Origin of the sequence: Lacticaseibacillus zeae subsp. silagei, assembly GCF_030770335.1 — a bacterium.
Taxonomy (GTDB): Bacteria; Bacillota; Bacilli; order Lactobacillales; family Lactobacillaceae; genus Lacticaseibacillus; species Lacticaseibacillus zeae.
In genome coordinates, this window is the sequence record NZ_CP132484.1 from 739,080 (window position 1) to 764,128 (window position 25,049).

A 25,049-nucleotide genomic window follows, 5' to 3' on the forward strand; every position below is an offset into this window, starting at 1 on the left:
ATCTGCAAGTAACAAAACGACGCCAGAGTTCGGTTTTCCGAGCTTTGACGTCGTTTTTATATCCAGACAGTCCAGCAGCCTACTGCTCTTTTTTTGCAGCTTGCCGGGGCTGGATGACTTTTGTGCCGATTTCATTTAAAAGCTTCACAAATTGCTTGGCTTTGCGTACGCCTAAAGCGTTCACCCATTCGTTGAAGCGCTCGCTGGCTTCTTTGGTAATCGCGGCTTCTACCTGCTTACCAAGCGGTGTTAGCTGCAATGTATTACGCCGCCGATCAGCTTCGAACTTGGATTGCGTCACGTAATTCAAATTACGCAACACGCGTATTTGCCGCGCAACAGCCGGCTTGGTTACGCCGCGTTTGGCAACAATGGCAGTCAAGCTGATGGTGGGATCATTGGCAATGTCGGATAAAATCCGGTATTGCTCGAAACTCAAATGGTATTGGGCCATGGGTTCTGAGATCAGTTCGTTGATATTCTTGAATGTTGAGAAATAGGCATCCACATATGCCTCTAGTAAGGGTTTATCAGTCATTTTTCTTCCTCCAGACATTATCTTAACAAAACACAGGCTACATGTAACTTGAAATTCTGAAAAGTTGCGGTACACTTTTTAGTTATGTAAAGGACTTGAACTACTTATGGAGGCTACAAAACGTGCGAAAACATAAAAAGGCGTGGCTGATCGGGATACTGTCAGTCGTTGGGATTATTGTGGTGGGCTTAATTGGGGCCAGTCTTTATTTTTACCAATATGCATTTGTACCCTCAAAGAAGTCTTTTTTGAGTGGCAAAGAGAGTCGCATCATTACGGACGGGAAAGCATGGCTTAAATCCGTACATAAAGAAACCTGGACGCAGCAGGCGGTTGGCGACAAGCTTAAGTTGGTGGCGGATTATGTTCCGGCGGCCAAACCAACGCCCAAAACCGTTGTAGTGGCGCATGGCTATATGACGAACAAAGAATATATGGCGCCGCAAATCAAGATGTTTCATGATGCCGGCTTTAATGTTCTGGCTCCTGATGATCGCGGCCAAGGCCAATCAGAGGGCAATTATATCGGTTATGGGTGGCCAGACCGACTAGATTACCTGAAGTGGATTAACCAAATCATCAAAAAACAAGGCAAACAAAGTCAAATTGCCTTGTACGGTGTCTCGATGGGCGGCGCGACCGTGATGTACGTCAGTGGCGAGAAGCTGCCGCCGCAAGTCAAGAGCATTGTTGAAGACTGCGGCTACACCAGCATTATTGACGAACTTGCATATCAAGCCAAGTCAATGTTTAATTTGCCAAAGTGGCCGTTGGTGCCGGCAGTGGCGCTGACCGCAACGCTTAAGGCAGGTTACAACGTCTTTGATGCCAGTGCGATCACGGCTTTGCACAAGAATACACGGCCGATTCTTTTTATCCACGGAGCCAAAGACACATTTGTTCCGACTAAAATGGTTTACCAGAATTATCGCGCAGCCACCAAGGCGAAAAAAGCGCTCTGGGTGGTTAAGGGCGCGGCTCATGCGCGCAGTTTCCCGGATGATCCCGAGGCTTATGCTAAACGCGTGGTCGGCTGGTTCAACGCCAATTGGTGATTGACTGCTAATGCTGTGCTTCGTTGGCGGCAACACGGGTAAGGATCGTGTAAATCTTTTGGGCATCGCTGGGGGTGCCACGGAGCTCATAATCAGCTAAAAATGGGGCGTCGAATTCTTTGGCGTAACGTTTGGCAGTGAGACAGTACTGTTCATTGAAATTACGATTGCCCGAACCGATGATGCCTAAGCAATATTCGGCATTTTCACCTTCAGCAAGGTAGTCGCCCATCGCATTGGTCATCAGCTCCTTGACGCCATTGTCGATGCCGTTTCCGCCATCAAGATACGTGGGCACCATCACAAAAAACGGCTTGGTTTCCCCGTCGCTCTGGGTAGCCTCGGAAATTTCTTTCAGCTGAATCGGCGGATTATCCGGATTCTGCTGGTGCTGGGCTTCGGCATAGTCGGCTAAGCGATGAGCAAAAGCACGCGTGTTGCCGGAGATTGAAATGAATAAAACGCGAATAGGTTCAGTCATGATGATTGCCTCTTTCGTTTAAAAGTAAAATTGCTGGTTAGTAGCCATAATGCCAGAAAAAGGAGTCGCGGTGTCGTCTTTAGCGAAACGCTGCGACTCCTTTTGGTTGAGCGTAAGCCGGCGCGGTCAGAAACCGGAGTGTAAGTGGCCTTGGACGTGATGGCCGGGTTTTGGCCATTGCGACCAAGGTCCTTACACGCAGACCTCTGCGCCGGCGAACGCGTTATGGAAACAAATTAAAACTCCTGATAAACAGCCGGATCCTGATCCCTTAAGCGGCCATCAGGCTTGCTCAACTGATCAATGGCTGTCATTTCATCCTTTGTCAGGCTAAAATCAAAAATATCAAGATTCGTGCGCTGCCGGGAAAGATGAGCCGATTTTGGAATTGGCAAGACACGGTGTTGGAGATCCCAGCGCAGGATAACCTGCCCGACATTTTTACCATGTTCCGCAGCAATTTGCTTGATGACAGGTTCTTTTAAAACGGCACCGCGACCTAAGGGACTCCAGGCAACTGTTTGAATGTTATGGGCGTCATCATACTCACGTTGGGTTTGCTGGTTAAAGTAAGGATGTAGCTCCACTTGATTAACCGCTGGCGTGACGCCGGTTTCTTTAATCAGCCGATCAATGTGCTCCGGCAAAAAGTTGGAAACACCAATTGAGCGAATTAAGCCGAACCGTTGCGCTTGAATCAGCGCCTGCCACGCTTCAACGTAAAGTCCTTCTTTTGGATTAGGCCAATGGATCAAATAAAGGTCGTAATAATCCAGACCAGCGCGGTATAGACTTTCTTCGATGGTGTCAATGGCTTCTTGATAACGGTGATGACGGCCGGGTAACTTAGATGCAACGATCAATTGGCTGCGGGGAATGCCGCTTTGGCGAACCGCTTCGCCCACAGCACCTTCATTTTCATAATTAAACGCTGCATCAAGCAGGCGATACCCTAGGTTAAGGGCACCGACCATAGCTCTGACGCCGTTCGTGCCATTTAATTTATATGTCCCGAACCCGACTGCCGGCAAGACGTTGCCGTCGTTTAACGTATAGTGCATGCAAACAACCTCCTTGTGAAATACGAAATCGCTGGTGGTTTATCGTGCAATAACAGGTGATGTCGTTGCCGCTTCATTTAGTGTAGTCCAAATGTCAGGATGCGTACAAGTCACGATGGTGCATCGTGTATAATGAATGCCATATAAGGAAGCAGGTGATCGAAACGAGAACACAACAATGGCGAGCCATTTCCCGAAGTTGGTTTGCATTTTTCACCATGATTTTCTGGGTGCTTCTTTTTGTTGAAGCCTTCAGCACGGGAATGATGCTGACTGTTGGGACACCAGCCCGCACTGAACAGGTGATTGTTAAAAGTAAAGGGTTGGTGCAGATGACCCAATCCCTAAATAAAGAATTAATCGATACGGCGAACAAGAACGGCGCTACTTTGAATCCGCAATCGACGCTGGTCACCATCGATGACACGCAACGGTTAGCGTCAAAAATGGTGACTGCCAGTGCGGATAATCAAATGCGTGTGTCACTGGATACGATTAAAGAAAGCATAGGTAGTCGCCTGCAGAAAGCCGCTGCCGATCAAGGACAAAGTTTTGATCAAAAGAAAGTGCTGACGAGCCTTACAACCTTCCTTGATCGCGAAATCAATCAGTTCGTGATGTCTGAGGGCTGGGGACGGGCCTATCCGTTATTGGTGCTCATGACTCAAACCGCGGTCATTGTGGCAGCGATCCTGATGGTGATTGTTTTATTGATTATGCTGAAAACCGCCCACTCTTGGCGCCGATTTTTGGCGGTCACGGGGCGCTCCACTTATATCATGGGCTATATGGGTGGCTTTATGGCAGTTTTAACAACCGCAAGTCCGTTTTTAGGCGCCATCAGCTCACGAATGCCGGTTAATGCTGAACTGGCGCGTGATTTGCTTCTTGCGTATTCACCGTTGTGGCAGCGCGTGGCCGGTTGGACCATTGTGATAGGGTTGGTGATCGCGGCGCTGAGTCATTTTTTGCCGCGGCCGGCCGCCGATGAAAGTGAGTCGGTGAATGCGGCATGACGGGTTTATTGAATCGCATTAACGCGTTCGCCAGCGCAGAAGTCTGCGTGTAAGGACCTTGGTCGAAATGGCCTAGGCCCGGGCCATCACGCCCAAGGACGCTTACACTTCGACTTCTAAGCGCGCTGGCTCACGCTCACCATAACGCGTTCGCCAGCCCAGAAACCTGCGTGTAAGGACCTCAGTCGCAATGGCCAAGGTCGGGCCATCACGCCTGAGGCCACTTACACTCCGGTTTCTAACCGGGCTGGCTCACGCTCACCATAACGCGTTCCCCGGCGCAGGAGTCTGCGTGTAAGGACCTTGGTCGCAATGGCCTAAGTTCGGGCCATCACGCCCAAGGCCGCTTACACTCCGTCTCCTAAGCGCGCCGGCTCACGCTCACTAGAAAGGGAGGTTTCATGAAACGAGATAAGTGGCTTTGGTTGGTATTATTGGTTGTCGTTCTTGTTGCCGGTGCCGGGTGGTATTGGTATAACAACCAGGCCGATACGCCGCCAACTAAAGAAGAAACCACCATCGGACGTACCGCGACACTTTATTTGCATGGCTATTCTGGCGGTGCGGGGTCGACGAATACTCTGATTCGGCGGGCCGAGGGGACTGGTGCGACCAAAGTGCTGACGGCAACAGTTGCTAAAAACGGCAAAGTTCACTGGACCGGTGATCCCCATAGTGTTAGCAAGCCCATTGTTCAGGTGATCTTTCAAGATAACAAGAATCCTGACGTTGTGAAACTGGCTGATTGGTTGACGACGATTAATCGCCAGCTTTACCAGCGCTATGGTGTGCGCAATGTTAACTTTGTCGCACATTCGATGGGCAACATGGCGGTGATGTTTTATGCGGTTCGCAATCAGGATCAAAGCAAACTGCCGAAAATGAAGCACTATGTTGCCATTGCCGGGCATTTCGACGGCATTATTGGCATGGGCGATCAACCGCATCAGATTAAGCTGGCGGCCAACGGATACCCGTCGCCCATGGACGAAAACTATGCCGAATTGGCTCGGCTACGGGATCATTTTCCCAAAGGCGTTAAAGTGTTGAATATTTACGGTGATCTCCACAATGGCAGCGATTCAGATGGACGTGTGTCTAACAATTCTTCGCGATCCTTGCGCTATCTTGTCAGCTCGCGGGCAGCCACTTATCAGGAAAGGGAATACTTTGGCCGCGATGCCCAGCACAGTGCATTACATGAGAACCCACAAGTAGCCAAAGCCGTCGATTCGTTCATCTGGTAAACCCGCGACTAGTCACGGTCATAAGGCGCGATGACGACTTTGCCACCCAGAAAACTTGCCATATACACGTCTTCTGGTTTATAGCCTTGTTCTGCAAGGCGGGCTTTGAGCCAGTCTTCATCGCGATCAATCGCATCAAGTGCTGCCGGGTCAATCTGGCCGTCTAAGATGAGTGGATACTTGATAGTCTCATCGCCTTTGAAAATGACATTCAACTGTCCGTTCTGTTCAAGATAGGCTTGGCGAACGTCGCGCAGATCTTTCACACCAGCGGTACGTAAGCGATAGGCGAGGTCGTTGGCTGACAACCCAACCTGTGTGGCGGTTTCGACGCGAATGTTCCCATGTGAGACCACTAATAGCGGTTCGCCATCGATAGCCCGCTTGAGCCAGCGATTATGATTCGTCAGGTATTTCGAGCTGAAGACGATGAGTGTCCAGATTAGTAAGACGTTGACAAATTGCAAAATGCTGACGTCGGTATTATAAATGACACCCCCGATAATGCCGCCGAGGACATAGTTTTGCATCTGGTCAACAATCGTGGCCGGGGCAAGATTGCCTTTACCGGTGAGCTTAATCTGGACAACAAACACGATAAAGCCTAAAAGCAGTTTCATTGCGGTCACAAAATATAAATCCTGAAAAAGTGCCATGGGTGCCTCCTACTTAGTGACGAATTGGACTTGCGGGACAATTAAAGTTGTCTTGGTGAGCTGGTAACTATTGTTATCGGCGTTGATCGTGACGGTGTACATTTTTTTCGTGGACCGCCCAATCGTCACCAGCATCCCCGTGTGAACCGTGCTACTGTTGGCATACAGCTGATTAACGGACACCTGTTTCTGCGTAGCGACACTGCGCAATAAAGTAGCGACTGCCTGTGAATTAACGGTGGCAGTGCGGCTTGCCTGAAGATCGCGAATCTGAATGCCGATGGTCAACAACTCGATGAGAGCCACCAGGACTAAAAGGTCACGATATTTGTTGCTGCGCTTGTGACGGAGAAAATAAACCAGGTAGGCAATGATCGCCACAGCTCCGATGATGATGATGCCGTAACGCAAGGTGTTTTGCCAATTGTCTTGATGAGTCAGCACTGAATACGCAAAAAAAGTTGTTCCCATGAGACGCCTCCAAAAATAATAGTCTGGTCAAATCATAACAGAATGATAACCTGTTTGAAGTTATTCTTGACACGAAACATGACGGTGTTATGATAATCGCAACTCAAAACAGACAACATTGCTTTGCGGAGAAGAGTATCTGAAGCGCGGATCCCAAGCGAGCCTGGACAGTGGAAGCAGGCGATCGGTTAATCGGAGAAGATGAGCTCCAAATAGCTTTTCAGTGGTTCACGCCATTGAAACGGGTGCATCCGTTACCATGCCAGGTATCGAATTTGGTACTGGTGAGGTGTTGGCGCTATGCCGACACGAATAAGGGTGGTAACGCGCGTCAGGCGCCCCTTGATCTTTAAACGGATCAAGGGGCGCCTTTTTTTTTTGAGCGTGAACTGACGCGGCTAGAAGTCGGCGTGTAAGTGGCCTCAGGCGTGATGGCCCGGGCTTAGGCCACTGCGACTGAGGCCCTTACACGCCGACTTCTGCGCCAGAGAACGCGTTATGGTGAGCGTGAACTGACGCGCCAGAGAATGCGTTATCGCGATTGCCGCCTCTTTCGTTGCCATGTGGTCAATGTTGTTTGAGGATCGTCATTTTCATAAAACGGGAGGAATTCTCATGACAGAAGAAGTTAAAATCAAAGCACCATTTCGCGCTGATTTAGTTGGCAGTTTGTTGCGTCCGGAACGATTGAAAGTGGCGCATCAGCAACTGGACATCGGCGAGATTCAGCAGGATCAAGAGCTGGCGATTCAGCACGAAGCGATTGATCACATTGTCAAAAAGCAGGTTGAATTAGGTTTTAATGCGGTCACGGATGGGGAGTTTTCCCGCCGGTACTGGCATCTGGATTTCTTCTGGGGCTTAAATGGCTATGAAAAAGATGATTCCTGGAAGTATGAACATGATTTTAAAGGCGGCATCAATGCGGCGGCGAACGTTCATTTGGCGGGAAAAGTCAGCTTTAACCCACAGCATCCATTCTTTGCGGCATTTGAGTATCTTAAAAGTATCGTGCCGGAAGGGGTACTGCCAAAACAGACGATTCCCAGTCCAGCCTTGCTGTTTCGGGATCATCGTAGTGACAACTGGCCGAAGTATTATGACACCTTTGATGACTATTTAGCCGATATTGTCCAGGCTTATGTCGATACGATTCAGCACTTTTATGATTTAGGCGATCGTTATCTTCAAATCGATGACACGAACTGGGCATATCTGATTCAGAACTTGAAGGACACCGAAAACGATCCGAAGAAACATGAACATTTTGTGGCATTAGCTAAGCTGGCCCACCGCGTGATTAAAGCGGTTTTGGTGAAATTGCCGGAAGATTTGACGGTCACCTCACATATCTGTCGCGGCAATTTCCAGTCGACGTTTTTGTTCTCCGGCGGCTATCAATATGTTGCTGATGATATTGGGGACTTGCCATACGACGGGCTGTTTCTTGAATATGACAGTCAACGGGCCGGGTCGTTTGAACCGTTGCCGCAACTTTGGAACGGGGATCCCAACAAACGAATTGTATTAGGTTTGATCACCTCGAAGTTTCCGGAATTAGAAGATGAAGAAGCGGTGATCGAACGCATCAACGCCGCAACTGCTTACGTGCCGTTAGACAATCTGGCTTTGTCCACTCAATGCGGCTTTGCGTCGACCGAAGAAGGTAATAAGCTGACAGAAGACGATCAATGGGCCAAGTTGGCGTTGGTTCAACGCATTGCCCATCGTGTTTGGGCTGATGCCTGACTGACAAGTCCTTAGGGTGACACAAGCCGAAACGTGACAGATTTTTTTACGCACCATCGGCGATTGTGTTATATGATGAATACGTAAACGATTGAGAAGGAGATCTTTTATTTATGGCAAAAGTCGAAAGCTTTACATTGGATCACACGGCAGTCAAGGCACCTTACGTACGTTTGATTACGACTGAAAAAGGTACCAAAGGCGATGAAATTTCGAATTATGATCTGCGGCTGGTTCAACCTAACACCGCAGCCATCGATACGGCTGGTTTGCACACGATCGAGCACTTGTTAGCATCGTTGTTGCGCGATCGGATGGATGGCGTCATCGATTGTTCACCATTTGGCTGCCGAACCGGATTCCATCTGATTACCTGGGGCACGCACAGCACCACTGAAGTAGCCAAGGCTCTCAAGTCCAGCCTGGAAGCAATTGCCAATGATATTACCTGGGATGATGTACCGGGCGTTGATATCAAGAGTTGCGGCAATTACAAAGATCACAGTCTGTTTTCGGCAAAGGAATGGGCAAAGCTAATTCTGAGCCGCGGCATTTCCGACGACCCATATGTGCGTCAGGTTGTCTGAGTTTGTCAAAATGATCGACGAATGATTGCGCGTTCGTTTGCGCAAAAAAGACGCTGTCCAAGTTTGTGAAACGAACTTGGCAGCGCCTTTTTTATGGCAACTAGTTTAACTGAATAAATCGATCAACCAGCGGCCACCGTAAAGAAGGCTCATACTGTAGGCGAAAATCGTAATGGGCTTTCCAAGGATGATAATCCAGAAGAATTTTGTGAACGTCATTTTGGTTAAACCAGCCAGCAGACACAAAACATCATCAGGTGCGACCGGTAACACAATTGCCAGCGTAAATAACCGGTCGAACCGGGTTTGATTTTTCGTATAACCGATATACTTATCGTAAGTTTTTTCCGATATCAAATAAGTCAGCAGCGGTTTACCATAGCGTCGCGCGAGGAAAAAGTTGATGAACGAGCCAATCGCAATGCCGACATAGTTGTAGAGAAAACCAAACCACGGCCCAAAAAGAATGACCCCGGCTGCTGTGCTAATGCCGCCGGGAATGATCGGAATGACAACCTGAATAACCTGAATGATGACAAAAAACAGAACACCGGTCAGGCCGAGTTGAGCGATATAAGCTTGCAGGACCTTGACATCGGAGAGAATGCCGAGGTCATACCAGTAGATAGTCACGGCAATTAAAGCGATGACAACAGCAACGGTTGCCAGGTTAATCAAATGGCGGATATTTTTGGGAGTCATCATTAAGCCTCAAAACGATTTATCATCAAGAAAACATCTATGCTACAATGAATCAAGCGTACCAAACATATGTACTGAATGGAGAGCTTATGTACGAATACTTTGAAGGCACGATTCAGGCCATTACCCCTGCGTACATCGTGATTGATGTCAACGGTATCGGATTTCGCTTGCTGGTTGCCAACCCGTATGATTTTGAAGCTGGCAAGCAGATGCGGATTTACGTTCAGCTGATTATCCGCGACAATGATCAAGCCTTGTATGGTTTTGAATCTGCCGCTGATAAGCGCACGTTTAACCAGTTGCTGACTGTCACCGGGATTGGCCCGAAATCGGCACTGGCTATTTTGGCGAATGTCTCCAGTGGCGGCCTAGCAACTGCCATCGCCCAGGACGACGTTAAGTTCCTGACCAAGTTTCCGGGTATTGGTAAGAAAACCGCTGCCCAGATCATTCTCGATCTAAAAGGAAAAATTTCAGCGGATGCCCAGCCGTCGCCCGCTGCCATCACGCCGACAGCTAGTGACGTGGCACCGGCGCTGGCCGATGCATTGGCGGCTTTAGTCGCTTTAGGATACACCCAACGGTCAGTCGACGGTATCACAGATGCTTTGAAGGCATTTGATGCCACAACAACTGATGCCTATTTGCGCGAAGGCTTGCGATTATTAAGCGGACGTGCGTAGCATTGATTATACTGGAGCCATTCAATGTCGACAACATGAAGGCATTTATGAATGGTTTAAGAATAGGGGGTGAACCTTTTTGGCAGACGCAAACAAGGATCGGTTGGTATCAGGCGACATTGACGACCTGAACGAAGCGCAAATTGAAAAGAGCTTACGTCCACGGATGCTGGCGCAATACATTGGCCAGGATCGGGTTAAGCACCAGTTGCAGGTCTATATCACTGCGGCTAAACAACGTGAAGAATCTTTGGACCATGTATTGCTTTACGGACCGCCGGGATTGGGGAAAACCACGTTGGCGTTAGTTATTGCCAATGAGCTGGGGGTCAACATTCGGACCACTTCCGGACCGGCCATTGAAAAGCCGGGCGACTTGGTGGCGCTGTTGAATGAGTTACGCCCTGGTGACGTGTTGTTTGTCGATGAAATTCACCGCTTACCCAAAATCGTTGAAGAAATGCTTTATTCGGCGATGGAAGATTTTTATATTGATATTGTGGTGGGTCAGGGCCCGACCGCGCACCCGGTTCATTTTCCCTTGCCGCCGTTTACACTAATCGGTGCCACAACGCGGGCGGGCATGCTGTCGGCGCCATTACGGGATCGATTTGGCATCAGCGAGCATATGGCGTATTATTCGCCTGACGACTTAAGCGAAATTGTTAAGCGGTCGGCAACGGTTTTTGACATGGCGATTGATGCTGAAGGCGCTCATGAAATTGCGCGGCGATCGCGCGGTACACCGCGCGTTGCCAATCGCCTGCTGAAGCGAGTGCGCGATTTTGCGGAAGTTGCCGGTAAAAGTCCGGTTGACTTGCAAATGGTCGATCATGCGCTGGATCAATTACAGGTTGATGCGCAGGGACTCGATCAAATTGACCGGAAACTGTTGATGTTCATGATTCGCGACTATCAAGGCGGTCCGGTCGGCTTATCCACGATCGCGGCGAACATCGGCGAAGAAATGGCCACCATTGAAGAAATGTACGAACCCTATTTGCTACAGATCGGCTATTTAAAACGGACACCACGCGGACGCATGGTCACGCCGGCAGGATTTGCCCATATGGGGATGACGGCGCCGGAACCTGATAACCGGGCGCAGTAAGTCAAAACGATTAAAATGAATGGAAGCGAACAAGGTGCAAGACAAAAAACGTTATCGTCAAGTAGAAAATAAAAATTATCAACTTTCGGATTTCGATTATGATCTGCCACATGAATTAATTGCGCAGACCCCGCTGAAGGAACGCGATGCCAGTCGGTTATTGGTATTGAATGCTGACACCGGTGCCATGCAGGATCGGCATTTTTATGATATTTTGGATTATTTCAAACCAGGGGACGCACTGGTCATGAATGACACTCGGGTGATGCCGGCGCGGCTTTATGGTGTTAAACCGGAAACCGGCGCACATATGGAGGTCTTGTTACTTAACAATACTTCCGGCGACGACTGGGAAACGTTGATGAAGCCAGCGCGTAAGGCACCGGTTGGCACTGTGATTGACTTTGGTGATGGGTTGTTAAAAGCAACGGTCACCAAGGAATTGGATCACGGCGGCCGCATGATTCATTTTGATTACGATGGCATCTTCATGGAAATTCTGGACAAGCTTGGCGAAACGCCACTCCCGCCTTACATCAAGGAAAAACTTGACGATCCGGAGATGTACCAGACAGTTTATTCTAAGGAACTAGGATCCGCAGCAGCCCCAACAGCCGGGCTGCACTGGACCAAAGAATTGCTGAAAAAAGTGCAGGATAAAGGCGTCAAATTGGTTTATCTGACCCTGCATGTCGGCCTCGGCACGTTCCGGCCAGTAGTTGAAGAAAACATCGAAGCGCATAAAATGCACAGCGAATTTTACCGCTTAACCCCAGAAGCCGCGGCAACGTTAAATGAGGTCCGCGACAACGGCGGCCGCATCATCGCAACCGGGACAACCTCGATTCGGACACTCGAAGCCATCGGCACCAAGTTCGACGGTGAAATCAAACCGGACTCTGGCTGGACCGACATCTTCATCAAGCCAGGCTACCAGTGGAAAGTCGTCGACGCCTTCATCACCAACTTCCATCTACCAAAATCAACCCTCGTCATGCTAGTTGCCGCCTTCACCGGCCGCGACACCATCTTGAATGCCTATAAGCATGCGATTGAAGAAAAATATCGGTTCTTTAGTTTTGGGGATGCGATGTTTATTTATTGATGAGCGTGAGCCAGCCCGGTTAGAAACCGGAGTGTAAGTGGCCTCAAGCCCAAATGGCTGGTCTTTGGCCATTTGGGCTTGAGGTCCTTACACGCAGGTTTCTGGGCTGGCGAACGCGTTACGGCGAAGCAAAAGGTAACGGCCCGGTTTTGGCCATTGCGACCAAGGGCCTTACGCGCAGGCTTCTGCGCCGGCGAGCGCGTTACGGAAAGCATCAGAGAACATTTTTTCAACCACCACACCACGCAAAAAGCCGGCTTGCCCAACGCAAGCCGGCTTTATAACGGACGGGATCACATCAACACACACCTACAGACATGTCTCGATTTTTCTTTTAACGCATCGCTGCGTGGAACAACGTATTCATAGACGATCACAATGGCCAGGTCAAAACCCGGGAAGTGCGAAAACTACGGTAACGGTGATCCCGTCCTTAGGTTTATTTTAACAGGAATCGCGGTCCGAAAAAAGCAAACGGGCCTAAATCAGTCAAACTTTGAGTGGCGTTCGTTTTGTCATTTAAAACAGATCCCTTACTTTTAAATCACAAGTAACTCTGTTAAACTGGCATAACGAGAAAATGGAACAGCAGTGCTGCGAGGGCATTGTGATGAATAAGGAGTCGTTCATGGAACCAGCTGTTAAATATCGTCTCATCCATCAAGATAAGCATAGTGGTGCCCGTTTAGGTGAATTAATCACGCCACACGGGACTTTTCCGACGCCTATGTTTATGCCGGTAGGGACACAGGCAAGTGTTAAAACGATGGCGCCGGAGGAACTAGATACGATGGGTGCCACCGTTATTCTAGCCAACACATACCATCTGTGGTTGCGCCCGGGACCGGAACTCATTGAAGAAGCCGGTGGGTTGCACAAATTTATGAATTGGCATAAAGGTATTTTGACTGATTCTGGCGGTTTTCAGGTCTTTTCACTCGCCGACACTCGGCACATCACGGAAGACGGCGTTACGTTCAAGAACCATCTTAACGGGGCAAAAATGTTTCTGTCACCGGAAAAAGCCATTGCCATCGAAAATGCACTGGGCCCCGATATCATGATGAGTCTGGATGAGTGTCCGCCATTTTTTGAAAGCTATGATTACGTCAAAAAGAGTGTGGCGCGAACCAGTCGTTGGGCGGAGCGGGGGTTAAAAGCCCATAAGAATCCGGATTGGCAGGCGTTGTTTGGCATTGTCCAAGGAGCTGGCTTCAGAGATCTGCGTGAGCAAAGTGCCAAGGACTTGGTCAGCATGGACTTTCCAGGCTATTCGATTGGCGGGTTGTCGGTTGGTGAATCCAAGGATGAAATGAATCACGTTTTGGACTTCACAACGCCGCTGCTGCCGGAGAATAAACCGCGTTATCTGATGGGTGTGGGGTCGGCGGATGCGCTCATTGACGGGGCATTGCGCGGCATTGATATGTTTGACTGCGTTTTGCCAACGCGGATCGCCCGCAACGGCACCTGCATGACCAGTCGTGGCCGCCTTGTCATCAAAAACGCGAAGTATGCCCATGATTTTGGCCCGCTCGATCCTAATTGTGACTGTTACGCGTGCCGCAATTACAGCCGCGCCTATATTCGGCATCTGATTCACGTTGGCGAAGCGTTCGGCATTCGGTTGACGACCTACCATAACCTGTATTTCCTGTTACACCTGATGCAGCAGGTTCGCGAAGCCATTGCGAATGACGACCTCTTGGCTTTCCGCGAAGACTTTTTTGAAGCTTATGGGTACAACAAGGAAAAGGCAAAGAATTTCTAGTTTATTGGAGCACAACGCGAAATTCTGGTACACTATGCATTGACAAACTAAAAATAAGAGGTGCCTAATTTGGGAAATGGTAATGTTTCAATGATCGTTCTGTTGGTTTTGTTTGGGGCCTTCATGTACTTTTTCATGATTCGTCCGCAAAAAAAGCAGCAGCAGAAGCGCCAGGAAATGCTGAATGGGTTAAAAAAAGGCGATCCGATTGTGACAATTGGCGGCCTGCACGGGGTTATCGACTCCATTGACCAGCAAGCAGGAACGGTTGTTATCGATTCTGATGGGATTTATCTGACGTTCAACTTAAACGCGGTTCGCGGCGTAGCTTCTCGTCCTGCAACACCGGCGCCAGCAGCCAAGTCAGAGGAAGCTGCCAATACGGATGAACAACGCGCAGCCAAAGCAGCTGATGACACTGCATCGGAAGCTGATAGCCAAGCAGTTGCCTCAGACGACACGACTTCGGAAGCAGACAATAAACAGAATTAATCGGCAATTCATTGCTGAATCAAACGAGAGCGGGCATTTGTCGGCTCTCTTTTTTATTGAGCACGAGCGGAAACGCTTACGTGAAGCTTTCTGTGACTGTGAGCACGTAATTTCAGATCAAATTGTCGATCGCTCGTAATTTCCGACGATCAAGTTCGAAAAAATACAAAGTGAAAAGCGCTTTTAATCCTTGATACTCCGCTAATAGCAGTGAGCAAGCAACTTTTTCGTGAAAAAGTTCACCAAAGTTGTTTACAAATTCACATGAATCGGTTATGATCTTCTTGTGAAATGATTAACAAAAATTCTGCGAAATGCTTGGAGGTAAGCTCATGCTTAAGAATACCGCGAAGACTGCTACTGAAGTTGATGTGAAGCACATGATCGACGAACTGGTTGCCAATGCGCACTCAGCCTTGAAGATTATGAAAACCTTTGATCAAGAAAAGATCGATCACATCGTTCATCGGATGGCGATTGCCGGCTTGGATCATCATATGGAATTGGCAAAACTCGCCGTTGATGAAACCGGCCGTGGGGTTTGGGAAGATAAAGCCATCAAGAATATGTTTGCCACCGAAGAAATCTGGCATTCAATTAAGAACAATAAGACAGTTGGCGTGATCAATGAAGATAAGCAACGCGGCTTGGTGTCAATTGCCGAACCGATCGGGGTTATTGCCGGAGTAACACCGGTGACGAATCCGACTTCCACCACGATCTTCAAATCCGAAATTTCAATCAAAACCCGTAATCCGATTATTTTCGCCTTCCACCCAGGTGCCCAAAAGTCTTCAGCGCGTGCGCTGGAAGTCATCCGTGAAGAAGCTGAAAAAGCCGGATTGCCAAAAGGCGCTTTACAGTATATTCCGGTACCAAGCATGGAAGCGACCAAAGCCCTGATGGATCATCCGGGTATCGCAACGATCCTGGCAACCGGTGGCCCGGGCATGGTTAAGTCCGCCTATTCTTCTGGTAAGCCTGCTTTAGGGGTTGGTGCAGGGAATGCCCCGGCATACATCGAAGCCAGTGCCAACATCAAACAGGCCGTCAATGACCTGGTACTTTCCAAGAGTTTTGACAATGGCATGATCTGTGCTTCCGAACAAGGGGCGATTGTTGATTCCAGTATTTACGATGCCGTGAAGAAAGAATTCGAAGCCCAAGGCGCTTATTTTGTCCAACCTAAAGATATGAAGAAGTTTGAAAGCACCGTGATCAATCTTGAAAAGCAAAGTGTCAATCCGCGCATTGTTGGTCAAAGTCCGAAGCAGATTGCCGAGTGGGCCGGTATTCAAATTCCGGAAGATACCACGATTCTGATCGCTGAACTTAAAGGCGTGGGCGCGAAGTATCCACTTTCCCGCGAAAAGCTGAGTCCGGTTTTGGCCATGGTCAAAGCTGACGGGCATGAAGATGCCTTCAAGAAATGCGAAACTATGCTGGACATCGGCGGGTTAGGGCATACGGCGGTTATTCATACGGCTGATGAGGATTTGGCTTTGAAGTATGCCGATGCCATGCAGGCTTGCCGGATCTTGATCAACACGCCATCTTCTGTCGGCGGGATCGGGGACCTTTATAACGAAATGATTCCTAGTCTGACGCTGGGCTGCGGCTCTTACGGCGGCAACTCGATTTCGCACAATGTGGGGACAGTTGACTTGCTGAATATCAAGACCATGGCGAAACGGCGCAACAACATGCAATGGATGAAGTTGCCGCCAAAGATTTATTTTGAAAAAAACTCGGTTCGCTATCTGGAACACATGGAAGGCATTAAGCGGGCGTTCATCGTTGCTGACCGCAGCATGGAAAAGCTGGGTTTCGTAAAGATCATTGAAGATGTACTGGCACGCCGGGAAAATCCGGTTCAGGTGCAGACCTTCGTTGATGTTGAACCTGATCCATCAACCGACACTGTCTTCAAAGGAACCGATATCATGCGGTCATTTGGTCCGGACACCGTGATTGCTATCGGCGGCGGCTCGGTGATGGATGCTGCCAAGGGTATGTGCTTATTCAACGATGCAGGAGACGCCGACTTCTTCGGGGCTAAGCAAAAGTTTCTGGATATTCGTAAGCGGACTTACACCTTCCCGAAACTGAACAAGACCAAACTGGTTTGCATCCCGACGACTTCCGGTACCGGTTCTGAAGTTACCCCATTTGCGGTTATCACGGATTCGAAAGCCGGCATCAAGTATCCCTTAGCCGATTATGCGCTGACCCCGGATATCGCGATTGTGGATAGTCAATTCATCGAATCCGTACCGCCAGTGGTTGTCGCCGACTCCGGTCTCGATGTTCTCTGCCATGCAACTGAAAGCTATGTATCCACCATGGCAACCCACTACACTAAGGGGTTGAGCCTTGAAGCGATCAAGCTGGTATTTGAAAACCTTGAAAAGAGTTACCACGGCGACATCGCTGCAAAGTCCAAGATGCACGATGCCTCAACCATTGCTGGGATGGCCTTTGCCAACGCACTGCTGGGGATTAACCACAGCATTGCCCACAAACTGGGTCAGGCATTCCATCTCCCTCATGGCCGTTGCATTGCGATCACCATGCCCCACGTGATCCGTTTCAATGCCAGTCAGCCGAAGAAGCGCGCTATCTGGGCTAAGTACAGTTACTTCCGCGCTAACGAAGATTATGCAGAAATTGCCCGCTATCTTGGTCTGCCAGGGAAAACCACCGATGAACTGGTAGAAAGCTACGTTCAGGCATTCATCAAACTGGCACACAGCGTTGGTATCAAGTTGAGTCTGAAGGATCAAGGAGTTAAAAAAGCTGATCTGGACAAGCAGGTTGATCGACTTGCCGAACTTGCTTACGAAGACAACTGCACAGTCACCAACCCGCAAGAACCGTTAATCAGTGATTTGAAGCACATCATTCTCGATGAATACGAAGGCACGGAATCGACTTTCTAGGCGAGCACATGCTAATCATTTCACGATAAGCGGCAAAGGTTCATCAGATTAACCTTTTACCCGATCTGTCAAAACACGTCATGAAATTGACGTGTTTTTTTGTGCAAGTCATGGCATAATGTAGTACAGTGACTGCAAATTAAAAGTAAGGACGTAAAATGACACCGAATAAAGAAGATTATCTTAAGTTGATTTTTGAGATCGGCGGTGACACCGAATTGGTCTCTAATAAGCAAATCGTTGCGGGGATGCATGTTTCTGCTGCCTCGGTCAGTGAGATGATCAATAAACTGGGTGAAGAAAAACTGGTCGCGCACACGCCTTACCAGGGAATCCAGTTGACATCGGCAGGCCGAAAAAAAGCGGCTATTTTGGTGCGTAATCATCGTCTTTGGGAAGTGTTTTTAGTTAAGTGTCTGAAGTATTCGCCGGACGCTGTTCACCAGGAGGCGGAAAAACTCGAGCATGCGCTGACACCGGAGATGGCCAAGCGGTTGTCCGCGATGTTGGGGAATCCCGAATACTGCCCACATGGCGGCGTCATTCCGGATGCTGAAGGCCACTATATCCAGCAGAGTCGGGTCACTTTGGGTGCAATGGAAGTTGGCCAACGCGGTCATATCGAACGGCTAATCGATGAAGTCTCGTTAATTGATTACACCGTCAAAATTGATTTGCGACTTGATGATGCCTTTACAGTGACTGCCAAAACGCTGGATGCGGTGGTCATTAAATTGGATCGGACTGGAAAAGAATTGGCGGTCGATGCTGATCGCGCTGCTCATATATTTGTTGAATTGTAATCAGGTTTTGAGAAAGCAGGGTCGTATACATGCCAGAAGAATCACGCGCTGTGATCATTATTTTTGGAGGATCAGGGGATCTGGCTTCGCGTAAGCTATATCCCGCATTGTTTAATCTTTATCGCCGCGGCGTGTTGGCTGAACATTTTGCCGTGATCGGGACTGCCCGACGACCATGGAGCGATGAACATTACCATGAGGTGGTTGAAACCGCGATTGCCGGGCTTAATCCCGAGCCGGCGCAAGCACACGCGTTTGCCCAACATTTCTTTTATCAAAGCCATGATGTCACCGATGCGGATCATTACATCACGCTAAAAAATCTGGCGGCTAAGTTGGATGATCAGTTTGCGACGGGTGGCAACCGGGTCTTTTACATGGCGATGGCACCGGACTTCTTTGAAACCATTGCCAGCCATCTCAAGTCCGAACATTTGTTGACAGATGTCGGGTTTAATCGGCTCATTATCGAAAAACCGTTTGGCCATGACTACGCCAGCGCCAAAGAACTGAATGACTCGTTAACGGCAACGTTTGACGATGATCAGATCTTCCGGATTGATCATTACTTAGGCAAAGAGATGATTCAGAATCTTTTGGCGTTTCGGTTTGACAATACGATTTTTGAAGGCATCTGGAATAAGAAGTATATCGACAACATTCAAATTACGTTGGCAGAAGCGGTCGGTGTTGAGGAACGGGCCGGTTATTATGAAAAGGCTGGTGCGCTGCGGGACATGGTGCAAAACCACGTGATGCAGGTGCTGTCTTATCTCACCATGGACAAGCCGAAGTCCTTTACCACCAATGATATTTTGGCGGAAAAGGATAAAGTGTTCGCGGCGTTGAAGCCCTATGATCTGGCAACAGCGAAAGCCAATTTTGTCCGCGCCCAGTACGTCGGCGCTGAAGTCGATGGGAAAGCCGTTCGCGGATACCGTGAGGAAGAAGGCGTGGCGGCTGATTCCCAAACCGCGACATTTGTGGCCGGAAAAATTATGTTGGATATGCCGCAGTGGCAAGGCGTTCCGATTTATATTCGCACCGGCAAGCGTTTGACGCGCAAATCGACGCAGCTGACACTGACCTTCAAGCCAGTCGCTGCGCCGTTGTTCGGCCAATCCGCCGACAGCAAACCGGATACTTTGACGATCTATATCGAGCCAAGTGAGGGCTATTCGCTACAGCTAAACGGCAAAGCGTTGGGAACTGGCCTCACCATTGAACCGGATGAATTGCGTTACCGCCATGATCCAAAGGCAGCGGCTGCAGCACCAGAGGCTTATGAACGGTTGATCAACAACGTGTTGGAAGGCGATCAGACCAACTTTACTCATTGGTCCGAATTGTCGGCTTCGTGGCACTTCATTGATGCCATCCAGGCTGCCTGGTCGCAAGAGCCGAACATGCCAACGTATCCGGCCGCAACCATGGGACCACAGGCAGCGTTTGATTTGTTGTCGCGTGACGGCCGCGAATGGTTCTGGCAACCGCACCGGGTTCAAATGGCTGATTAAGACTAATATACAGTGAGAAGGGACTGTGGCCGGAAAGGTTATGGTTCCTTTTTGAGTGAGCGCTCGCCAGCCCGGTTTCTGGGCTGGCGAGCGCGTTATCGAAAGCGAAATTCGGCCAGCCTTATTGCCCGACATAGAAAGCTTTGGATTTTTCAATCTTGGCCAAGTAAGCACAACCACTTTTCAATCACCGTAAGGAGGGACATATGGCACTCTTCGAATTACCTTTACAAAATGATACGTCCCGAAAGATTATCCATCTCGATATGGATGCTTTTTACGCCTCGATTGAAATGCGCGATGACCCGCGACTGCGACGCAAGGCCTTGGTGATTGCCCGTGATCCGCGCACGACCGGCGGAAAAGGCGTCGTGACGACGGCTAATTATGTGGCTCGGCGCTATGGCGTACACTCGGCCATGCCTGCTAATGAAGCCTTGCAACTGGTGCCGCGATCGGAACTGGTGTTTAAAACACCGGACTTTCCTAAATATAAAGCTGTCTCAGCCCAAATTCATGCCTTGTTTCATCGAGTCACTGATTTGATAGAACCAGTTGCGTTTGACGAGGCATATCTGGATGTGACGGCTAATCACGCTTTTCCCAGCACCATTGCATTGGCCTTATGGTTGCAGGATCAAATCAGTCAGGCCACGCAACTGACCAGCTCCATCGGTATTTCTTACAACAAATTCATTGCCAAACAGGCGTCTGACTATAACAAACCCAACGGTCGGACCGTGGTGCTACCGGAACAGGCATTACTGTTTTTGGATCGCTTACCGATTAAACAGTTTCGCGGCGTCGGGAAAAAGACGCTGCCGAAATTAACGGATTTAGGCGTGACTGATGGCAAAACGTTGCGTGCGTTATCGCAGGATCAGCTACTGGGAATGTTTGGCAAAATGGGTTTTGTGCTGTACCAACATGCCCGTGGCGTCGATAATCGCCCGGTGGCTGTGCGGACGGCCAAGTCAATTGGCAAGGAACGAACGTATGGCACACCACTGACTGACAGCACGAGTGTCCAGACCCAGCTGCGTAAATTGGCAGCGATGGTGGTCACGTCCTTGAATCAAAAAGGCATGCATGGCAAGACCGTTGTCCTTAAAGTCCGGGATGTCGATTTTATCACCCAGACTAAGCGCTTAACTCAAGATCATTATTTTGAAAAAGAACAGGATATTTTTGCGGCTGCATGGCAACTTTGGCAAAGCGTCAAGTTACCGAAGTTAGCGATTCGCCTGCTGGGCATTACTGTGACTGGCCTGGATCCTAAACAGTATGAAAATATTGACTTGCCATTGGGATAAGGAATGGAATGGCTTTCACGATCATGCTGCAGGCGGACGAATGGTACTGTTTCCATGCTGTCATAGTACAGCCAAAGCTATGGTATACTAACGATAGATTGCAATGAGGTGATGGTATGGCAACAAAGCATGAGCAGATTCTGGATTATATTGCGAATTTAGCGGTCGGCAAGAAAATCTCGGTTCGATCAATTGCTAAACATTTGAAGGTAAGCGAAGGTACTGCCTATCGGGCGATTAAGGAAGCCGAGAATACCGGTTTCGTTTCCACAATTGCCCGAGTCGGAACGATCCGAATCGAACAAAAGCCGTTAAATCCAATTGAATCCGTCACGTTTAAGACGTTAGTTGATTTGATTGATGCTAACGTTTTAGGCGGACACGCCGGCATGGATAAGAAGCTCGATAAGTTCGTGATTGGCGCGATGACGCCGGCTGCCATGCGGCCATATATTACGCGTAATTCATTGCTGATTGTCGGGAATCGTGAAGACGTTCAGCGCCTGGCACTTGAAGACGGTGCTGCGGTGTTAATCACCGGTGGTTTTGAAACCAGTCCGGCGATTATTGCTTTAGCGGATAATCAACAGCTGCCAGTGCTGCAGACCGCTTATGACACGTTTACCGTGGCGACAATGATTAATCGGGCTTTGTCCGATCAAGCGATTAAGCAAGATATTTTAACGGTTGCCGCGATTTATACCCCACTTTCTCAGATCGAAACGATCGGCGTCGAAGCAACCGTGGGCGATTACTTGGCCATGACGGATCCGCATTATCCGTTACCGGTCATCACCCGCAACGGTCGCCTAGTTGGATTAATGCGTCCGGCATTGGCAGCTGATAAAAAACCAACCGTGCCGATCGAGCGGTTAATGCAAAAAGACCCGCAAACCGTGAAGCCATATCTGAGTGTCACCACCGTCGGGCACACAATGCAGGATAACGGTATGAATGCGATGCCGGTGGTTGATGACAGCTGGAATCTACTCGGAATTGTGACGCGCAATGCCGTCTTTTCCAGTTTGACCGGGATTGCGCATAGTCGGGAATTGTCCAATACCATTGCGGATCAAGTCAGTGCCCAATTGACGGCGATTACACCGCAAAAGCCGTACGGTGGCGGGTTTGAACTCAAAACGGTGCCAGCGATGACCAATGCGTTGGGGACGATGAGTTTTGGGGTCCTTGCTGAAGCCATCAACAGCTGCACCACAAGGTATCTCCACGCTAGCGGGCGGCGAAATGTGTTGGTTGAAGGTGTGAATCTGACCACTTTCCGCCCTGTACAACTGGAAAGCATTGTGACCGTTTTGTTGCGGGTACTTGAACTGACGCGCCATGATGCCACCGTCGATGTCGACGTCCTCAGCGATGGGGTGCAGGTGGCCAAGGCGGTTGTGACCTGTCAGTTACTAGAAAGGAATTGATCAAACATGATTCAAACCGATATTATCAACGCCATTAAGGCCAATAATCCCATTATTATTCACCGGCACGTTAATCCGGATCCGGATGCGTTGGGATCGCAGGTCGGCTTGGCAGAGGCCATTCGCGCGGGTTTTCCGGACAAACAGGTTTATCAAGTCGGCAGTGATACCGGAAACTTAAGTTGGTTGGCGCAGGAACAAACTATCAGCGATGATGTTTATAAGGACGCACTGGTGATTGTGACCGATACAGCTGACACCCCGCGCATTTCGGATACGCGCTTTAATCAAGGGAAAATGCTGATTAAAATCGACCATCACCCTAATGATGATGCATACGGCGATCTTACCTGGGTCGATAACGATGCTAGTTCGGCATCCGAGCTGATTTACGATCTTATTGCGGCCAGTGATGGCACGTTAAAATTATCGGATCAAGCGGCAAGGATGCTTTATGCCGGCATTGTCGGTGATACCGGCCGATTCCTTTTTAACAACACGACGCCGCATACGTTGCAGGTAGCCGCCGAGCTTATTAAAAAAGATTTTGACCCGACTGCGATTAACAATCAGATGAACACGGTCACGTTGGCGCAAGCTCGACTTCAAGGTTATGTGATTGACCATTTGAAGATCAGTCCTGCCGGGGCAGCGAGCGTTACTGTGCCACGTACTGCCATTGAGGATCTGAAATTAGCAGACGATCAGGTAAGTGCCGTGGTCGGAACACCTGGCCGACTTGACATTGTTGTCGCCTGGGCCGAATTTATCGAACAGGCAGAAGGCGGGTACCGGGTTCATTTACGTTCTAAGGGGCCCATTATCAATACACTCGCAAAAGCGCACAATGGCGGAGGGCATCCCTTGGCCAGCGGTGCCAAAGCCGCTAATTTTGACGAAGTGATTCAAATCGAAACGCAACTTGATCAATTGGTCAAAGACTATTCAACTTCAGGAAAGTAGGCATTATGGAGAATCAATTTAAACAATACCAAATCAAGCCGTTCGTGATCGCCGGCCTTGATGCTATGGGGATCACGCAACCGACGCCGATTCAAAAAAAGGTGATTCCGGCCTTATTGCGCGGGGAGAATCTTGTGGGTCAGAGTCAGACAGGCAGCGGGAAAACCCACGCCTTTTTGGTACCGTTGCTTAGCATGGTCGATCCTGAACAGGATGCAACGCAGGTGGTCATCACGGCACCGTCCCGCGAGCTGGCCAATCAGATTTATGCGGTTGCCCAACAACTGACCCAAACGGAGCCGGCGATTCGAATCAGTCGGTTAGTCGGCGGGATGGACAAGCAAAAGCAGATTGACAAACTGCAGCATCATCAACCACATGTTGCCATTGGCACACCGGGACGGATCTTAGACATGATAAAACGTTATGATTTAGTCCCTGCTTCGGTTCGGCATTTTGTCGTTGATGAAGCCGATATGACGTTGGACATGGGTTTTCTTGAGACCGTCGATGCGATTGCGTCCAGCTTTCCGGAAAAATTGCAGATGGCCGTTTTTTCCGCCACCATTCCCCAAAAGCTCGAACCATTCCTGCGTAAATACATGCATCATCCCACGATGATTGAACTCAAACCGCAGTCTGTCATCGCCGACACCGTTGAGAATATTCTGATTGCTGCTAAAGGACAGGATAAAAACGAACTGATTTATCAGCTTGTCACGATGGGCCATCCGTTTCTGGTGTTGATTTTCGCCAATACCAAAACCAGTGTGGATGCGATTCATGATTACCTGAAACATCAAGGGTTGAAAGTTGCCAAGATTCATGGTGGCATCCAACCGCGTGAACGTCGGCGCATCATGAAAGAAGTGGCCGATCTTAAATATCAGTACGTGGTTGCGACTGATTTGGCCGCGCGTGGCATTGATATCAAAGGGGTTTCGATGGTAATTAACGCCGAGATTCCGCGAGACCTGGAGTTCTTTATTCATCGAGTAGGGCGGACTGGACGAAACGGCATGGCCGGGACAGCGATCACGCTTTATGAACCGGGACAAGAAGATCAGGTTGCCGAGTTAGAGCATATGGGCATCAAGTTTGCGCCTAAGACACTGCACAAGGGCGAACTGGTCGACACGTATGACCGAAATCGGCGCGTTCACCGTAAGCCTAAGCAGGAAGAAACGAGTCTGGCGATGCGCGGCTTAGTCAAAAAAGCCAAGCAAAAGCATATGCCAAACTATCGTAAGAAGATTCGCACTGCTGCCTTATTGGAACGCAAACGTAATGCCAAAGTTGCCCGTCGCCAAGCCTTATTAGCCGAAAAACGTAAAAACCGCAAACGAGGATAAAAAT

The 25,049-nt window shown here is 49.2% G+C and carries 23 protein-coding genes; 17 read left to right on the forward strand and 6 right to left on the reverse strand.

All coding sequences use genetic code 11. The annotated features are described in order from the left end of the window. Window positions 1-79: 79 nt before the first annotated feature. Window positions 80-538, reverse strand: a complete 459-nt coding sequence (locus LACZS1_RS03485) for a MarR family winged helix-turn-helix transcriptional regulator (RefSeq protein ID WP_010493661.1) — start codon at window positions 536-538, stop codon at window positions 80-82. Between the two features lie 122 nt (window positions 539-660). Between LACZS1_RS03485 and LACZS1_RS03490 the strand changes: the two genes are divergently transcribed. Continuing rightward, the gene (locus LACZS1_RS03490; RefSeq protein ID WP_070650399.1) at window positions 661-1,593 is read left to right on the forward strand and encodes an alpha/beta hydrolase; all 933 of its coding nucleotides are present in this window, start codon (window positions 661-663) and stop codon (window positions 1,591-1,593) included. A 7-nt stretch (window positions 1,594-1,600) separates the two neighbouring features. Here LACZS1_RS03490 and nrdI read toward each other — a convergent pair whose 3' ends face one another. Together nrdI and LACZS1_RS03500 are read right to left on the reverse strand one after the other, a co-directional pair. Continuing rightward, on the reverse strand, window positions 1,601-2,074 hold the full coding sequence (gene nrdI, locus LACZS1_RS03495) for a class Ib ribonucleoside-diphosphate reductase assembly flavoprotein NrdI (RefSeq protein ID WP_010493666.1): 474 nt from the start codon (window positions 2,072-2,074) through the stop codon (window positions 1,601-1,603). A gap of 236 nt (window positions 2,075-2,310) precedes the next feature. Continuing rightward, entirely contained in the window at window positions 2,311-3,135 is an 825-nt protein-coding gene (locus LACZS1_RS03500) for an aldo/keto reductase (protein WP_047107357.1), read from the reverse strand. 218 nt (window positions 3,136-3,353) lie between these two features. Here LACZS1_RS03500 and LACZS1_RS03505 point away from each other — a divergent pair, with 218 nt between their 5' ends. Beyond that, the gene (locus LACZS1_RS03505) at window positions 3,354-4,151 is read left to right on the forward strand and encodes a hypothetical protein (RefSeq protein WP_172493502.1); all 798 of its coding nucleotides are present in this window, start codon (window positions 3,354-3,356) and stop codon (window positions 4,149-4,151) included. A gap of 401 nt (window positions 4,152-4,552) precedes the next feature. After that, window positions 4,553-5,398, forward strand: coding sequence for an alpha/beta hydrolase (locus LACZS1_RS03510; protein ID WP_070650398.1), 846 nt, complete (start codon window positions 4,553-4,555; stop codon window positions 5,396-5,398). A gap of 8 nt (window positions 5,399-5,406) precedes the next feature. Here LACZS1_RS03510 and LACZS1_RS03515 read toward each other — a convergent pair whose 3' ends face one another. Continuing rightward, on the reverse strand, window positions 5,407-6,054 hold the full coding sequence (locus tag LACZS1_RS03515) for a DUF421 domain-containing protein (protein ID WP_010493673.1): 648 nt from the start codon (window positions 6,052-6,054) through the stop codon (window positions 5,407-5,409). A 9-nt stretch (window positions 6,055-6,063) separates the two neighbouring features. Further along, window positions 6,064-6,525 (reverse strand): DUF3290 family protein, encoded by a 462-nt coding sequence (locus LACZS1_RS03520; protein ID WP_025012307.1) that lies wholly within the window; start codon window positions 6,523-6,525, stop codon window positions 6,064-6,066. Window positions 6,526-7,140: 615 nt separating this feature from the next. On the opposite strand from LACZS1_RS03520, the gene LACZS1_RS03525 reads away from it, so the two are divergent. Continuing rightward, entirely contained in the window at window positions 7,141-8,274 is a 1,134-nt protein-coding gene (locus LACZS1_RS03525) for a vitamin B12 independent methionine synthase (protein WP_010493677.1), read from the forward strand. Window positions 8,275-8,387: 113 nt separating this feature from the next. Then, complete coding sequence (locus tag LACZS1_RS03530) at window positions 8,388-8,861, forward strand: S-ribosylhomocysteine lyase (protein ID WP_010493679.1); 474 nt, start codon at window positions 8,388-8,390, stop codon at window positions 8,859-8,861. A gap of 105 nt (window positions 8,862-8,966) precedes the next feature. Here the strand turns inward: LACZS1_RS03530 and LACZS1_RS03535 are convergent, their stop codons facing one another. Further along, window positions 8,967-9,563: a TVP38/TMEM64 family protein gene (locus tag LACZS1_RS03535; RefSeq protein ID WP_010493681.1), complete on the reverse strand. Its 597-nt coding sequence runs from the start codon at window positions 9,561-9,563 to the stop codon at window positions 8,967-8,969. 89 nt (window positions 9,564-9,652) lie between these two features. On the opposite strand from LACZS1_RS03535, the gene ruvA reads away from it, so the two are divergent. The 12 genes from ruvA to LACZS1_RS03595 all read left to right on the forward strand — a co-directional run bounded on the left by ruvA (window position 9,653) and on the right by LACZS1_RS03595 (window position 25,045). Next, entirely contained in the window at window positions 9,653-10,249 is a 597-nt protein-coding gene (gene ruvA, locus LACZS1_RS03540; protein ID WP_010493683.1) for a Holliday junction branch migration protein RuvA, read from the forward strand. 79 nt (window positions 10,250-10,328) lie between these two features. Then, on the forward strand, window positions 10,329-11,360 hold the full coding sequence (gene ruvB / locus LACZS1_RS03545) for a Holliday junction branch migration DNA helicase RuvB (protein ID WP_010493685.1): 1,032 nt from the start codon (window positions 10,329-10,331) through the stop codon (window positions 11,358-11,360). A 19-nt stretch (window positions 11,361-11,379) separates the two neighbouring features. Continuing rightward, the gene (gene queA / locus LACZS1_RS03550) at window positions 11,380-12,465 is read left to right on the forward strand and encodes a tRNA preQ1(34) S-adenosylmethionine ribosyltransferase-isomerase QueA (RefSeq protein WP_047107365.1); all 1,086 of its coding nucleotides are present in this window, start codon (window positions 11,380-11,382) and stop codon (window positions 12,463-12,465) included. A 628-nt stretch (window positions 12,466-13,093) separates the two neighbouring features. After that, entirely contained in the window at window positions 13,094-14,236 is a 1,143-nt protein-coding gene (tgt, locus tag LACZS1_RS03555) for a tRNA guanosine(34) transglycosylase Tgt (protein WP_049171575.1), read from the forward strand. 90 nt (window positions 14,237-14,326) lie between these two features. Next, window positions 14,327-14,728, forward strand: coding sequence for a preprotein translocase subunit YajC (gene yajC / locus LACZS1_RS03560; protein ID WP_070650409.1), 402 nt, complete (start codon window positions 14,327-14,329; stop codon window positions 14,726-14,728). Between the two features lie 332 nt (window positions 14,729-15,060). Further along, window positions 15,061-17,667 carry a bifunctional acetaldehyde-CoA/alcohol dehydrogenase gene (adhE, locus tag LACZS1_RS03565; RefSeq protein WP_070650396.1) on the forward strand — a complete coding sequence of 869 codons (2,607 nt, stop codon included), beginning with the start codon at window positions 15,061-15,063 and terminating at the stop codon, window positions 17,665-17,667. Between the two features lie 158 nt (window positions 17,668-17,825). Beyond that, the gene (locus LACZS1_RS03570) at window positions 17,826-18,470 is read left to right on the forward strand and encodes a metal-dependent transcriptional regulator (RefSeq protein ID WP_010493697.1); all 645 of its coding nucleotides are present in this window, start codon (window positions 17,826-17,828) and stop codon (window positions 18,468-18,470) included. Window positions 18,471-18,499: 29 nt separating this feature from the next. After that, window positions 18,500-19,987 carry a glucose-6-phosphate dehydrogenase gene (zwf, locus tag LACZS1_RS03575; protein WP_070650289.1) on the forward strand — a complete coding sequence of 496 codons (1,488 nt, stop codon included), beginning with the start codon at window positions 18,500-18,502 and terminating at the stop codon, window positions 19,985-19,987. Between the two features lie 206 nt (window positions 19,988-20,193). Further along, entirely contained in the window at window positions 20,194-21,300 is a 1,107-nt protein-coding gene (dinB, locus tag LACZS1_RS03580; RefSeq protein WP_070650563.1) for a DNA polymerase IV, read from the forward strand. Between the two features lie 116 nt (window positions 21,301-21,416). Beyond that, complete coding sequence (locus tag LACZS1_RS03585) at window positions 21,417-22,730, forward strand: DRTGG domain-containing protein (protein WP_010493713.1); 1,314 nt, start codon at window positions 21,417-21,419, stop codon at window positions 22,728-22,730. A 6-nt stretch (window positions 22,731-22,736) separates the two neighbouring features. Beyond that, window positions 22,737-23,693 (forward strand): DHH family phosphoesterase, encoded by a 957-nt coding sequence (locus tag LACZS1_RS03590; protein WP_070650564.1) that lies wholly within the window; start codon window positions 22,737-22,739, stop codon window positions 23,691-23,693. A 5-nt stretch (window positions 23,694-23,698) separates the two neighbouring features. Continuing rightward, the gene (locus tag LACZS1_RS03595; protein ID WP_070650565.1) at window positions 23,699-25,045 is read left to right on the forward strand and encodes a DEAD/DEAH box helicase; all 1,347 of its coding nucleotides are present in this window, start codon (window positions 23,699-23,701) and stop codon (window positions 25,043-25,045) included. Window positions 25,046-25,049 lie beyond the last annotated feature (4 nt).